Source organism: Burkholderia sp. MSMB0856 (genome assembly GCF_001524645.2).
Lineage (GTDB): Bacteria > Pseudomonadota > Gammaproteobacteria > Burkholderiales > Burkholderiaceae > Burkholderia > Burkholderia diffusa.
The window spans coordinates 856,533-870,252 of the sequence record NZ_CP013428.1 but is presented as its reverse complement, the minus strand read 5'-3'; the positions used below and the strand labels follow the sequence as shown (position 1 = coordinate 870,252).

Below are 13,720 nucleotides of genomic sequence, written 5' to 3'. Positions count from 1 at the left end.
GTGGGATAATCGACGGGTTTGCCCAGGGCGCAGCTCAAGAGGTTGTTCGCACGGGCGCGCGAGAGGCCTCCATTCCCGTGCCTCCACCCTTTTTCGCGATAATTCTTCAGCCATCACCATGCCCACATACCGTTCCAAAACCTCCACCGCCGGCCGCAACATGGCAGGTGCGCGCTCGCTGTGGCGCGCCACCGGCATGAAAGACGACGATTTCTCGAAGCCGATCATCGCGGTCGTCAACTCGTTCACGCAGTTCGTGCCCGGGCACGTGCACCTGAAGGATCTCGGCCAGCTCGTCGCGCGCGAGATCGAGGCCGCTGGCGGCGTCGCGAAGGAATTCAACACGATCGCGGTCGACGACGGCATCGCGATGGGCCATGACGGCATGCTCTATTCGCTGCCGAGCCGCGACATCATCGCCGACTCGGTGGAGTACATGGTGAACGCGCACTGCGCGGACGCGATGGTGTGCATCTCGAACTGCGACAAGATCACGCCGGGGATGCTGATGGCCGCGATGCGCCTCAACATCCCGGTGATCTTCGTGTCGGGCGGCCCGATGGAAGCCGGCAAGACGCGCCTCGCGAACCCGGTCACCAAGACCGTCGAATTGAAGAAACTCGACCTCGTCGACGCGATGGTGATCGCGGCCGACCAGTCGTATTCGGATGCCGACGTCGCCGAAGTCGAGCGCTCGGCCTGCCCGACCTGCGGTTCGTGCTCGGGCATGTTCACCGCGAACTCGATGAACTGCCTGACCGAGGCGCTCGGCCTGTCGCTGCCCGGCAACGGCACGGTCGTCGCAACGCACGCGGATCGCGAGCAGCTGTTCAAGCGCGCCGGCCGCCGCATCGTCGAACTGACCCGCCAGCACTACGAGCAGGACGACATGCGCGTGCTGCCGCGCTCGGTCGGCTTCAAGGCGTTCGAGAACGCGATGACGCTCGACATCGCGATGGGCGGTTCGACCAACACGATCCTGCACCTGCTGGCGATCGCGCAGGAAGCCGGCATCGACTTCACGATGAAGGACATCGATCGCCTGTCGCGCATCGTGCCGCAGCTGTGCAAGGTCGCGCCGAACACGAACAAGTACCACATCGAGGACGTGCACCGCGCGGGCGGCATCATGGCGATCCTCGGCGAGCTCGACCGCGCCGGCAAGCTGCACACCGACGTGCCGACCGTGCACGCGCCGACGCTGAAGGATGCGCTCGACCAGTGGGACATCGTCCGTACGGAAGACGAAGCGGTCCGCACGTTCTACCTGGCCGGCCCGGCCGGGATCCCGACGCAGGTCGCGTTCAGCCAGGACACGCGCTGGCCGAGCCTCGACCTCGACCGCGCCGAAGGCTGCATCCGCTCGTACGAGCATGCATTCTCGAAGGAAGGCGGCCTGGCCGTGCTGACCGGCAACATCGCGCTCGACGGCTGCGTGGTGAAGACGGCCGGCGTCGACGAAAGCATCCTCGTGTTCGAGGGCTCGGCGCACGTGACCGAATCGCAGGACGAAGCGGTCGAGAACATCCTGAACGACAAGGTCAAGGCCGGCGACGTGGTGATCGTGCGCTACGAAGGCCCGAAGGGCGGCCCCGGCATGCAGGAAATGCTGTACCCGACGAGCTACATCAAGTCGAAGGGCCTCGGCAAGGCATGCGCGCTGCTGACGGACGGCCGCTTCTCGGGCGGCACGTCGGGCCTGTCGATCGGTCACTGCTCGCCGGAAGCGGCAGCGGGCGGCGCGATCGGCCTCGTGCGCGACGGCGACCGGATCCGCATCGACATCCCGAACCGTACGATCGACGTGCTGGTGTCGGATGAGGAACTCGCGCGTCGCCGCGAAGAGCAGAACGCGAAGGGCTGGAAGCCGGCGCAACCGCGCCCGCGCAAGGTGTCCGCGGCGCTGAAGGCCTATGCGAAGCTGGTGATGTCGGCCGACAAGGGCGCCGTGCGCGACCTGTCGCTGCTCGACGACTGACACCGGACGACGGGCCGCGCGAACGGCCGGCCTGCGTGATTCGGAAGCCGCTCCTCGGAGCGGCTTTTTTTCGTCCGGCGCCGGCCCGAAGCCGTGGCACCGGCGTCGTCAGTCGATCAATGACGGAACTCGTCGGTGCCCCATCCGCCTCCACCGCCGCCGTGGTTCCCACCGCCGCGGTTCCCGCCGCTGTTTCCACCGCCTTGCGGCCGTGCGCCGTAACCGCCGCCGCCCTGATACGTCGGCGGCGCCATCATCCGGGCCGCACCACCGTTGGGCGCGGGCTGCTGCGCCGGCTGCTGCGGCTGCGGCTGCGGCTGACGGGCGCCGGGCATCGGCGCAGGCGCGGGTGCGGCCTGTGGCGCCGGCGCGCGGTTCGGGCCGTTCCAGCCACCGCGCGTGGCCGACGGCCGTGCATCATGCCGCTCGGGCGCCCCACCGCCCGGCGCGCGCTGGTTCGGCCCGCCCGGCTGCGGGTGTCCGTAAGCGGGCGGCATCCCGCCGGGACCGACGCGCGGCTCGGCACGACGCTCCCAGCGGTCGCGATCGTGAAACCACGGCCGATGGCGGTAGTAGCGGTCCCAGTACGCGCCGATCGCGAAGCCGGTCACCGGCACGCCGATGATCGCGCCGTATTCGAGCAACGGCACGTAATTGCCTTGATACGGATAGTCGAGCTGCTCCGCGTCGATCCAGCCGCGCACGCCCGGCAGCGCGACGTCGCACCACGAGTAGTCGCTCAGGCAGCCGAACACGTCCAGCGCGGTGCCGGGCGGAACCTGCGCGACGACCGGATAATCGGGTGCCGGCCCCGCATAGATTTCGGCCGGCGAGTTCGTGTAGGCGCTGCTTTGGGCGTCGGCGATGCCCGGCACCGCGGCGATGCCGAACAGGACGACGCACAAACTTCGGATGATCGTGTTGCTCATGATGCTCTCCCGCGCGGTGCCACCGCGCGTCGGTCAGTGTCGATGGCCCCCGCCCCCATGCCCGCCTCCCCAGTGACCGCCGCCCCACGGACGGTGCCAGTATCCGCCCCGGTAGCCGCCGCCCCAATGCCCCCAGAAACCGAGGCCGATCGTGACGGGCGGCCCATACCAGCCCGGGTAGTACGCGGGATAGTAGGCCGGGTAAGGCACATAGGCCGGCGCGACATATACCGGGGCCGGTACGTAGGCGTAATCGTCTGCCGGCGGCGGCACCGCGGGCGTCGACGGCGCGACCGGTGCGGCGGTTGCCGGCGCCACCGGGATCTCTCGCTGCGACACCGTGGCAGGCACGGGTGCGTAATACGGTGCATAGCCGTATGGGCTGGTGTAATAACAGCCGCTCAGCGCGAACATGGCCAGCGCCATGACGGCAGGCCGCGCGGCGGGAATCGGGTTCATTCGAGGCTCCGCAGGGAATCGGTGCGTCGCCGCGTGGCGCGCGCCTGACTCTAGCTTACGTCCCCCGCATATTTCTGCGGGTTTGATCCGTTACTTTTTGTTTCGCGGCAACAAGAACGGGGCGCGACCGCGCGGGCATGCCGCATGCTCGCGCGTCAGCCACGCCGGCGTTGAAGTTGGCGCAAATGCCCTCAAGTTGAATATCGAATCAGGCTGGCCGGCGCGGACGGGTGTTCGCGGCCCCCGGGAGCCTGAAACCCGCGGACTTCGGCCCGCCCAGACAGGAGCGCGGCTCGCGCCGCCATCGACATGACTACGCCACGCCCCACGCTTCGGGCGGACACGCCCCTCGATCCGATCATCCAGCTGCTGGCGCTCGCCGGCGAACAGGGTTATCTGACGCACGCCGACCTCGTCGACGCGCTGCCGCCGGAAAGCGACAGCCCCGACGCGCTGGACGTCGTGCGCGCCGCGCTCGCGGACATCGGCATCGCCGTGCTCGACGAGCCCGCCGCGCCGGCGCCGTTCACGGGCGCGGCACCGGTCGACGTCGATCGCGACGCCCTCGACGAGGGCCGCGCGCTGCTTGGCGATCTCGCGCGCGGCACCGGTGCATCGACCGATCCGCTCGCCCTCTACATGCGGCGCATCCATGCGGTGCCGCTGCTCAAGCGCGAGGACGAAATCGTGCTTGCCCGCGAGATCGAGACGGGCCGCCATCAGATCCTGCACGCGCTCGCCGGCTGTCCGGCGGCCGTCGAGGCACTGCTCGCGCGCCATGCCGCAACGCGTGCAACCGCCGCGGCCACCGACGAAGGCGACGACGGCGGCAATGACGTGCAGGCGCCTGCGCGCTACGACACGCTTCAAGGCGCGGTTGCGACCGTGCGCGACGCATTGCATGCGCAGGGCTGCCGCTCGGCCGAGTACCGCGACGCGCGTAACCGCCTGGCCGCGCTGCTCGGTTCGCTCGCATGGGTTGCACCGGCCGTCGACGAAGCGAGCCGCGTCGTACGCGCGCTCGCTATCGCCCCGGTCGAAGCCGGAGCGGACGCCACCGCGGGCGCCGATGCCGCGTGCTTCGATCCGGTCGCGCGGCGCGCGCTCGGCGCCGCGCTGAGCGACGGCCAGCAAAAAGTGCGCGACGGTACGCGCGCGATGCTCGAGGCGAACCTGCGCCTCGTGCTGTCGATCGCGCGCAAGTACATGAACCGCGGCGTCGACCTGCCGGATCTCGTGCAGGACGGCTGCCTCGGCCTGATGCGCGCGATCGAGAAGTTCGAATACCGGCGCGGCTTCAAGTTCTCGACCTACGCGACCTGGTGGATCCGGCAGGCGGTCGCGCGCGCGGTGGCCGACCGCTCGCGCACGATCCGCGTGCCCGTGCACGTCGGCGACCAGTACCAGCGCGTGCAACGCCATGCGCTGCGCTTTCGCCAGCGCACGGGCCGCCGCGCGACGCCGGCCGAACTCGCGGCCGAGACCGGGCTCGCGGAGGACAAGCTGCGCGCCGTGCTCGCGCTGCCTGCCGAGCCGCTGTCGCTCGACACGCCGCTGCCCGACGCGGATACCGGCCTCGTCGACCTGCTCGAGGACCAGGCATCGGCGAGCCCGTTCGAGCGTCTGGCCGACACGCGCATGCGCGAATGCGTGACGTCGCTGCTGCGCTCGGTCACGCCGGCCGAGGCCGACGTGCTGCGCCGGCGATTCGGCCTCGGCGGCGCCGAGCCCGACACCTACGATGCGATCGCGCAGGACGCGGGGATGTCGCGCGAACGCGTGCGGCAGATCGAGAAGCGCGCGCTCGCCACGCTGCGCATGGCCGCGGAGGCCGAGGGCGCGCAGTCGTTCCTCGACGCGTAACGGGTCGCGCGCTCGTGCTGCACGCCGGCACGAACGCGCGCGGGACCGGTCCCGCCCGTGCAACGTTTGCCGTTGACGCACATCAATTTTTGCTCGTCGCTTGCCGTGACAATGTGCTGAAATAAGAGGTGGACCGGGGCGTTGCGCGCCGTGTCCATTCCGTTTGCACATCTCCGGGCTCCGCACATGCAAACGACTATCGGCCAAACACACGAGGAAAACCGGCAGATCGCGGCCTGCCTGCGCGAGGCCGCGCAGTTGCTTGCCGACCAGGGCGCGAATCCTTATCGGGTTGCCGCCTACCGCGCATCGGCCGATACGATCGAGTCGCTCGAAGACGGTATCCGCACGCGGTTCGACGCGGGCGGCGTCGATGCGCTCGACGCACTGCCCGAGGTCGGCACGGGCGTCGCGGAGGCGATCGCCGAACTGCTGGTGACCGGACGCTGGCGGCTGCTCGACCGGCTGCGCGGCGACGCGGAGCGCGCATCCGCATTCGAAGCCGTGCCGGGCATCGGCCACGCGCTCGCGCTGCGGATTCACGACCAATTGCACATCGATACGCTCGAGGATCTCGAACGCGCGGCCCGCAGCGGCCAGCTCGAGGCGATTCCGGGCGTCGGCCCGCGGCGCGCGGCCGGCATCCGCGCGGCGCTCGACGACGTGCTGAGCCGGCGCCGGCGCTGGCAAGGCCACGCACGCGACGCCAGCCTCGGCACCGAGCCGCCCGTCGAACTGCTGCTGTACATCGACCGCCTGTACCGCAACAAGGCCGCCGCCGGCATCCTGCCCACGCTCGTGTCACGCCGGCTGAACGCGGATGTGAGCATTCAGCCGCCCGTGATGCACATGACGAAAGGCGGCTGGCATTTCACCGCGCTGTGCCCGTATCCCGCGCGCCCGCAAGAGTCGGGGCGCACCGCGGACTGGGTCGCGCTCTACTTCTATGATGCGTTGCAATGCGAGAACCAGCGGACCGTCGTCACCGAAACGCTCGGCTCGCTCGTCGGCAAGCGCATCGTGCGCGGACGCGAGATGGAATGCCGCGTGTATTACGCGGGATGAGGCGCTCGTGGCGCCAGCCGTGGCGATGCGGCCGCCCCGTGTCACGCTCGAGCGTCCACGCTTCGGCAAACCGGACCGCCTGACCGCTTACGCGCCTTCCGTCTTCGTGCGGCGCGCCGGATGTCGGTGCGCCGCGATGCGCAGCAGCTTGCGGAACGACGGACACTCGAGATGACTCGGCGCCGGGCAGGCGGCCGCGTGCCGCAACGCGTCGCGCACCGCGCCGAGACGGCGGATCGTACGGTCGAGTTCGTCGGCCTTGTCGTCGAGCTTCGCGCGATCGATCGCGGGTCGGCCATCCGCGCCGAACATCGCGAGGATGTCGTCCAGCGAAAAGCCGGCCTCACGGCCGAGCGCGATCAGCGCAAGACGCTCCAGCACCGACTCGTCGTACTGGCGCCGCAGCCCGTGACGGCCGTTCGGCACGATCAATCCCTTTTCCTCGTAGTAGCGCAGCGTCGACGCGGGCAAGCCCGAGCGGCGCGCGACTTCGGCAATGTCCAGACGGCTCATGCTCGATCTCAAGTGAACTTGAAGTCGCAAGATAGCCGCTCGACTTCTTCGATACAAGCCTCGAACCCCATGAACCGCCGGCACCGGGTCGTTGGGCGCCGCGCACCGCGTTCATTCGCCGCCGCTGTCGATCAGGTTGTGGCGCACGCGCCCGAGCAGACGCACGAGCGTGTCGCGCTCGTCGCGCGTGAAGCCGCGCAACCCGTCGTCGGTGACCGTGTCGCCCACCTCCAGCATCTGCGGAAAGATGTCGCGTGACTTGTCGGTCAGCCGGATCACGAACGCGCGGCGATCGTCGTCGTTCGCGATGCGTTCGATCCATCCGCAAACTTCCATCCGGTCGAGCAGCCGCGTCAGCGAGATCGGCGTGATCTCGAGCCATTCCGCGAGCCGCGCCTGATTCATCTCGCCCTTCCACGTCAGGTACGCGAGCACGCGGCTCTGCGCGCGCGTCAGTCCGATGCGCTTCGCGCGCCGGTCGAACAGGCGTCCTTGCAGGCGGGCCACGTCGGAAATCAGGTAGCCGATCCGGTTCTCGTAAGTCTTGTCCATGCGGCGATTATAGGGGCAGGCCGCGAATCACCCGGGGCTCGGGCCAGGCGATGAGCACGAACATAATAAGCATGCTTATAATTCGAGCCATACCGGATCGCCGCCCACGGCGACCGCCCCACGGAGACACTCGCTTGAACCCCACCGCCGACGACGCCCCCGCCTCATTGCCCGCCCTCAACCGCCCGATGATGACCCTGTCGATCATGCTCGCGACGCTGATCCAGACCCTCGACAGCACGATCGCGAACGTCGCACTGCCCCACATGCAGGGCACGCTGTCCGCATCGCAGGACGAAATCACCTGGGTGCTGACCTCCTACATCGTCGCCGCGGCGATCGCGACGCCGCTGACCGGCTGGCTGTCCGACCGCCTCAGCATGAAGCGGCTGCTGACGATCTCGATCGCGGGCTTCACGATCGCGTCCGCGCTGTGCGGGCTGTCCGAGTCGCTCGTGCAGATCGTCGGCGCGCGGCTGCTGCAGGGCGTGTTCGGCGCCGCGCTGGTGCCGCTGTCGCAGTCGATCCTGCTCGACATCAATCCACGCGAGAAACAGGGCCAGGCGATGGCGATCTGGGGGATGGGCGTGATGGTCGGCCCGATCCTCGGCCCGACGCTCGGCGGCTGGCTCACCGACAGCTACAACTGGCGCTGGGTATTCTTCATCAACGTGCCGATCGGCGCGTTCGCGCTGGCCGGCGTGCTGACCTTCCTGCCCGCGCGCGCGCCGCGTCCGCACGTCAAATTCGACGCGTTCGGCTTCGCGACGCTCGCGCTCGCGATCGGCGCGTTCCAGGCAATGCTCGACCGCGGCGAACAGCTCGACTGGTTCGGCTCGTATGAAATCCGCATCGAGGCGCTCGTCGCGGCCCTGAGCTTCGCGTTCTTCCTCGTGCATACGGCAACCGTCGGCAAGGCGTCGTTCTTCAAGTCGGAGCTGCTGCGCGACCCGAACTTCGCGACCGGCACGCTGTTCATCTTCGTCGTCGGCGCGGTGCTGTACGCGACGCGCGCGCTGTTGCCGCCGATGCTGCAGAACCTGATGGGCTATCCGGTCGCGACGACGGGCCTCGTCACCGCGCCGAGCGGCGCCGGCACGATGATCGCGATGCTGTTCGTCGGGCGCTTGTTGAAATACGTGGATGCGCGGGCGCTGTTGTTCGCCGGGCTGGCGATTTCCGCGCTCGCGCTGTGGCAAATGATGCAGTACACGATCGTGCTGTCCGAGGCGGACATCGTGTGGCCCGGCGTGGTCCAGGGCTTCGGGCTGGGCCTCGTGTTCGTGCCGCTGAGCGCGCTGTCGTTCTCGACGCTGCAGCCGGAGCTGCGCGCGGACGGCACGGCCACCTACAGCCTGATGCGCAACATCGGCAGCAGTATCGGCATCTCGATCGTGCAGACGCTGATGACGCGCAACACGCAGGTCGCGCATGCCGACCTCGCGACCCACATCACGCCGTTCGACCCGGCCGTGCAGGCAATGGCCGGCAGCCACGTCGACATCGCGCTGCTCGACCGCACGATCAACCAGCAGGCCGCGATGATCGCCTACCTGAACGACTTCAAGCTGATGTTCGTCGCGACGCTGCTGATGATCCCGCTGTTGCTGCTCATCCGCCCGCCGCAGAAAACGGCGAGCGTCGACGTCGCGCACGCGGCGATGGATTGACGATGCGACGGGCGCATGCCCGCCGCGGGCCGCAACGTCAGGCCTTCATCGTCCCGGTGCGCACGTAACGCTCGTGCCACGACAACGCCTCGGCGAGCAGGTGCGGCGTGTGCTTGCCGAAGCTCTCGCGCGACGCGCGCTCGAAGTAGTCCTCAAGCATCGGCCGGTAGTCGGGATGCGCGCAGGTCGCGATGATCTTGCGCGCGCGCTGCTTCGGCGACAGGCCGCGCAGATCGGCGAGCCCCTGCTCGGTGACGACCACCGCGACGTCGTGCTCAGTATGGTCGACGTGGCTCGCCATCGGCACGATCCGCGAGATCGCGCCGCCCTTCGCGGTGCTGGCCGACATGAAGCACGACAGGTAGCCGTTGCGCGCGAAGTCGCCCGAGCCGCCGATGCCGTTCTGGATCTTCGTGCCCATCACGTGCGTCGAGTTCACGTTGCCGTAGATGTCGGCCTCGATCATCCCGTTCATCGCGATGCAGCCGAGGCGGCGCACGAGTTCCGGATGGTTGCTGATCTCCTGCGGGCGCAGCAGGATCTTTTCGCGGAACGTCGCGATCTCGTCGGCGAAGCGCTGCACGGCGGCCGGGCTCAGCGACAGCGCCGTGGCCGACGCGAAGCTCAGCGTGCCGTCGTCGAGCAGGTCGAGCATGCCGTCCTGGATCACTTCGGTATAAGCAGTCAGGTTCGAGAAGCCGGCCGAGCTCAGTTCCGCGAGCACCGCGTTCGTGATGTTGCCGACGCCCGACTGCAGCGGCAGCAGGTTTTCCGGCAGGCGGCCGCGCTTCACTTCATGGCGCAGGAAGTCGATCAGCTGCAGCGCGATCTGCTTCGACGTGGCGTCCGGCGCGGAGAACGCGTTGCTGCGATCCGGCGCGTCGGTCTCGACGATCGCGACGATCTTCTCCGCCGGGCAGCGCAGGTACGGCTCGCCGATCCGGTCGTCGCTTTTCGTCAGCGGAATCGGCTTGCGGTGCGGCGGCAGCGCGGTGCCGTAATAGACGTCGTGCATCCCGTCGAGACCGAGCGGCTGGCGCGCGTTGACTTCGAGGATCACGTGCTTGGCCTGCTCGAGCCACGTCTTGTTGTTGCCGATCGACGCGGACGGAATCAACAGCCCGTCCTCGCGGATGCCCGCGACTTCGACGATCGCGACGTCAAGCTCGCCGTACAGCCCGAACCATGCGTATTGCGCGACGTGGCTCAGGTGGACGTCCTGGTAGTCGACTTCACCGGCGTTGATCTTGTCGCGCAGCGTCGGGTCGGACTGGTACGGCAGGCGCATCGAGATGCCGTCGGTGCGGGCGAGCGCGCCGTCGAGTTCCGGCGCGGTCGATGCGCCCGTCAGCACGTTGATCCGGAAGTCCTCGCCGCGCGCGTGGGCCGCGTCGATGTGGGCGGCGAGCGCGGCGGGCACGGCCTTCGGATAGCCGGATCCGGTGAAGCCGCTCATGGCGACGGTCATGCCGGGGCGGATCAGCGCGGCGGCTTCGTCGGCGGTGCGGACGAGCGAACGCAGGGCGGGAGCGAGGATGCGTGAAGAAGACATGGCTGTATATCTGACGCTTTGGTCTGTCGTTGACGTCGCGGGGGGGTGTCTCCTGAGCGACGCGAAGCCCTTGGGGCCGCGATGGGCGGCCCGGCACCACGGGCACGGTCGGAGTATCGCAGAGGCCATTGCCGCGAAATGTCCGCTGGATGCAAAAGATTCTTGCTGAATGCACCGGGTATCGAACGACAGTTCTGTGACAGCCCGCGGTGGCCGCAAGCGCATGCATCCGAAAGGTGCGCGAAAGCGGACCGCCAGTTTTCCGCGCGAAAATTACGAACGGCTGAACATGAATCGACCGATACCTTTCCGGATTAGTCGCATCACCGCGAAGAATCCGCATGCGATGGCCAATCGGCGATCGCCGCGGCCGATTGTCGCCCGCCGCGGCGGTTGCGGGCCTGATGCACGTCAACGCATCGACGCGCGCGAATCGCCGCCAGGCCCGCTGTCAAGGCCCGTCCGCCCTTGACAGCGGCGTGAGGCGAACCACACTGGATCAGACAGGGTCCGCCTGCGCGAACGCCGTTTCGCGCATCCGGTTTGCAATCGGCCGATGCCCGGAATGCGCGGTAACACTCCCGTATGTCAGGACATTGGTCGAAGAAAAAGCAACAAATTACAATTCCGTATATATTTCGCCGATGGACCAAAGAAAAACCGCTACACGCTCCGAACCGCCCCTGCCGCGCACCTGGGATGCTCGGCTCGCGCGCTCGCTCGTCCGACCGCTGATCGACACGCCCGTTACCCCGAATCACCTCACCACTCTTCGTCTGCTGATCGGCCTCGCCGGCGCCTGGTGCCTTGCGCACGGCGGCTTCGGCTGGAGCAACGCGGGCGCATTCCTGATCGTGCTGTCGAACTTCGTCGATCACACCGACGGCGAACTCGCGCGCATCAGCGGCAAGTCCAGCAAGATCGGTCACTTTTACGACCTCGCGGCCGACGCGCTCGTGACGGTCGCGCTGTTCGTCAGCATGGGCGTCGGCATCGTCGCCCAGGGCGGCCAGATGGCCGCATCGCCGGTGCTGCTCGGCGCGGTGGCCGGCGCGGCCGTCGCGCTGATCTTCTTCCTGCGCATGCGGATCGAATCGATCGCCGGCAAGGCCGGCACCAAGCAGGCGTTCGCCGGCGGCTTCGAGACGGAAGACGTGCTCTACCTGCTGCCGATCGTGACGCTCGTCGACGGCGTCCAGCCGTTCCTGCTCGCGGCGTCGATCGGCGCCCCGCTGTTCGCCGCGTGGGTCGTGATCGACTGGTGGCGCATCGTTCGGCGAAGCGGCGCCCCACAGAATTCAACCGAAATCCAGGCTTCCAAATGACTCCTAGCACGCGCGACGACTCCGTGCTGAGCCCGGCACGCCCCGCGCCTGCGCGCGCGGCAGCGGCCGATCCCGATCGCACCGTGGCCAACTGCGTCGGCCGTCTCGATCTCGACCGCCTGCGCGGCGACTACACGCGCCAGGGGTCGTTCCTGTACCTCGACGCCTTCCTGCCGGCCGACGCGCACGCGAAGCTCGCGGCCGCCGCGCGCGCGATGCAGGCCGGCCTGAACCGCAATTACCTGCCCGGCCACAAGCAGGGCGGCAGCGTGAGCCGGCACACGATCGACGAACAGGCGCCGTACATCGCCGAGCTGTACCGGTCGAAGGCGCTGATCGGCTTCCTCGAGAAGATCACCGGCGACAAGCTGATGCTGTCGCCGGACGACGATCCGCACGCGTACGCGCTGTACTACTACACGAAGCCGGGCGACCACATCGGCTGGCATTACGACACGTCGTACTACGACGGCCGCCGCTACACGCTGCTGATCGGCGTGATCGACGATTCGTCGTGCCGGCTCGACTACGAACTGCATACGCGCAATCCGGACGTGCCCGACGCGCCGGGCTCCGTGCAGATCGCCGACGGCGGGATCGTGCTGTTCGACGGCGACAAGCTGCGGCATCGCGTCACGCCGCTCGGCCAGAACGAGACGCGCGTGTCGCTCACCTTCGAATACGTGACCAACCCCGGCATGCGGCCGTGGAAGCGCTTCATCTCGAACATGAAGGACGCAATCGCGTATTTCGGTTTCCGCCAGGTGTTCAAGCAGCTGGCCACGCGACGGTCGACCGGGTCATGACACGCGCCGGCCTGATCCTGCTGTCCCTCGGAACGGCACTCTTCGTCGCCCTGCTCGCGTGGCAGGGCGTCGGCGCGGTCGCGTCGACGTTTCTCGCGGCCGGCTGGGGCCTCGCGCTCGTCGCCGCATTCCACGTCGTACCGCTCGTGATCGACGCGCTGGCGATCTCGGCGATGTTCCGCCGCGGCCAGCCGGGCGCCGAGCTCGGCAACGCGCTGCGCGCGCGCTGGGTCGGCGAATCGGTGAACAGCCTGCTGCCCGCCGGGCAGATCGGCGGCCCGGTGCTGATGGTGCGCCACCTCGCGCAGCGCGGCACGCGGATGGCCGATGCAGCCGCCGCGGTCACCGTCAGCACGACCATGCAGGCGCTCGCGCAGATGGCGTTCGCGCTGATCGGCATCGCCGCGTTCAGCCTGTATGCGACGCACGAGTCCGTCGCTCACCTGCGCACGCCGGCGCTGATCGCCACCGGCGTGCTCGGCGCTCTCGCCGTCGCGTTCTACGTGGCGCAGCGGCGCGGGCTGTTCGGCCGCGGACTGCGTCTCGCGTCGAAGCTGCTCGGCCCGCGCGACTGGTCGTCGCTGGCGACGCGCGCGGACGCGATCGACGACGCCGTCGGCGCGCTGTACCGCGATCGCGCGAAGGTCGCGAAAACCTTCGCATTGAGCCTCGCCGGCTGGATCGTCGGCACCGCCGAAGTGTGGCTCGCGCTGCACTTCCTCGGGCACCCGGTCAGCTGGCTCGACGCGCTGCTGCTCGAGAGCGTCGGCCAGGCGATTCGCGGTGCGGCATTCGCGATCCCGGGCTCGCTCGGCGCACAGGAAGGCGGTTACCTGCTGCTCGCGCCGCTGGTCGGCCTGCCGCCCGACGCGGCGCTCGCGCTGTCGCTCGCGAAGCGCGCGCGCGAACTCGCGCTCGGCCTGCCCGGCCTGCTCTATCTGCATTTCAGTGAAAGAAACTGGCAGCGGCGCCGCGCGCCGCAGCCCATCGCCGACTGATCGTTCAGAT

12 protein-coding genes are annotated in these 13,720 nt (G+C 68.6%); 7 read left to right on the top strand and 5 right to left on the bottom strand.

Translation table 11 applies throughout. The annotated features are described in order from the left end of the window. Positions 1–118: 118 nt before the first annotated feature. The gene (ilvD, locus tag WS87_RS21590) at positions 119–1,978 is read left to right on the top strand and encodes a dihydroxy-acid dehydratase (RefSeq protein WP_059525009.1); all 1,860 of its coding nucleotides are present in this window, start codon (positions 119–121) and stop codon (positions 1,976–1,978) included. Between the two features lie 116 nt (positions 1,979–2,094). On the opposite strand, the gene WS87_RS21585 is transcribed toward ilvD, so the two are convergent. Further along, positions 2,095–2,907, bottom strand: coding sequence for an SH3 domain-containing protein (locus tag WS87_RS21585; protein WP_059818908.1), 813 nt, complete (start codon positions 2,905–2,907; stop codon positions 2,095–2,097). Positions 2,908–2,940: 33 nt separating this feature from the next. Then, positions 2,941–3,366: a hypothetical protein gene (locus WS87_RS21580; protein WP_082750647.1), complete on the bottom strand. Its 426-nt coding sequence runs from the start codon at positions 3,364–3,366 to the stop codon at positions 2,941–2,943. Positions 3,367–3,675: 309 nt separating this feature from the next. Here WS87_RS21580 and WS87_RS21575 point away from each other — a divergent pair, with 309 nt between their 5' ends. Together WS87_RS21575 and WS87_RS21570 are read left to right on the top strand one after the other, a co-directional pair. After that, a complete protein-coding gene (locus tag WS87_RS21575) occupies positions 3,676–5,229 on the top strand; it encodes a sigma-70 family RNA polymerase sigma factor (protein WP_059818907.1) in 1,554 nt (517 codons plus the stop codon). Positions 5,230–5,415: 186 nt separating this feature from the next. Continuing rightward, positions 5,416–6,294: a helix-hairpin-helix domain-containing protein gene (locus WS87_RS21570; RefSeq protein ID WP_059818906.1), complete on the top strand. Its 879-nt coding sequence runs from the start codon at positions 5,416–5,418 to the stop codon at positions 6,292–6,294. An 87-nt stretch (positions 6,295–6,381) separates the two neighbouring features. Here WS87_RS21570 and WS87_RS21565 read toward each other — a convergent pair whose 3' ends face one another. Together WS87_RS21565 and WS87_RS21560 are read right to left on the bottom strand one after the other, a co-directional pair. After that, on the bottom strand, positions 6,382–6,807 hold the full coding sequence (locus WS87_RS21565; protein ID WP_059818905.1) for a helix-turn-helix domain-containing protein: 426 nt from the start codon (positions 6,805–6,807) through the stop codon (positions 6,382–6,384). Between the two features lie 111 nt (positions 6,808–6,918). After that, positions 6,919–7,359 carry a MarR family winged helix-turn-helix transcriptional regulator gene (locus WS87_RS21560; RefSeq protein WP_059818904.1) on the bottom strand — a complete coding sequence of 147 codons (441 nt, stop codon included), beginning with the start codon at positions 7,357–7,359 and terminating at the stop codon, positions 6,919–6,921. A 188-nt stretch (positions 7,360–7,547) separates the two neighbouring features. On the opposite strand from WS87_RS21560, the gene WS87_RS21555 reads away from it, so the two are divergent. Next, positions 7,548–9,029 carry a DHA2 family efflux MFS transporter permease subunit gene (locus tag WS87_RS21555; protein WP_107938190.1) on the top strand — a complete coding sequence of 494 codons (1,482 nt, stop codon included), beginning with the start codon at positions 7,548–7,550 and terminating at the stop codon, positions 9,027–9,029. 37 nt (positions 9,030–9,066) lie between these two features. Here the strand turns inward: WS87_RS21555 and WS87_RS21550 are convergent, their stop codons facing one another. Beyond that, entirely contained in the window at positions 9,067–10,581 is a 1,515-nt protein-coding gene (locus WS87_RS21550) for an acetyl-CoA hydrolase/transferase family protein (RefSeq protein ID WP_059524999.1), read from the bottom strand. Positions 10,582–11,225: 644 nt separating this feature from the next. Here WS87_RS21550 and WS87_RS21545 point away from each other — a divergent pair. The 3 genes from WS87_RS21545 to WS87_RS21535 are packed head-to-tail and all read left to right on the top strand — an operon-like array spanning position 11,226 to position 13,710. After that, positions 11,226–11,906 (top strand): CDP-alcohol phosphatidyltransferase family protein, encoded by a 681-nt coding sequence (locus WS87_RS21545; RefSeq protein WP_059524997.1) that lies wholly within the window; start codon positions 11,226–11,228, stop codon positions 11,904–11,906. Next, positions 11,903–12,712 (top strand): HalD/BesD family halogenase, encoded by an 810-nt coding sequence (locus WS87_RS21540; RefSeq protein WP_059818902.1) that lies wholly within the window; start codon positions 11,903–11,905, stop codon positions 12,710–12,712. The genes WS87_RS21545 and WS87_RS21540 overlap by 4 nt, the downstream gene beginning before the upstream one ends. Further along, on the top strand, positions 12,709–13,710 hold the full coding sequence (locus WS87_RS21535; RefSeq protein ID WP_059818901.1) for an HpnL family protein: 1,002 nt from the start codon (positions 12,709–12,711) through the stop codon (positions 13,708–13,710). The genes WS87_RS21540 and WS87_RS21535 overlap by 4 nt, the downstream gene beginning before the upstream one ends. The last annotated feature ends 10 nt before the right edge of the window (positions 13,711–13,720 follow it).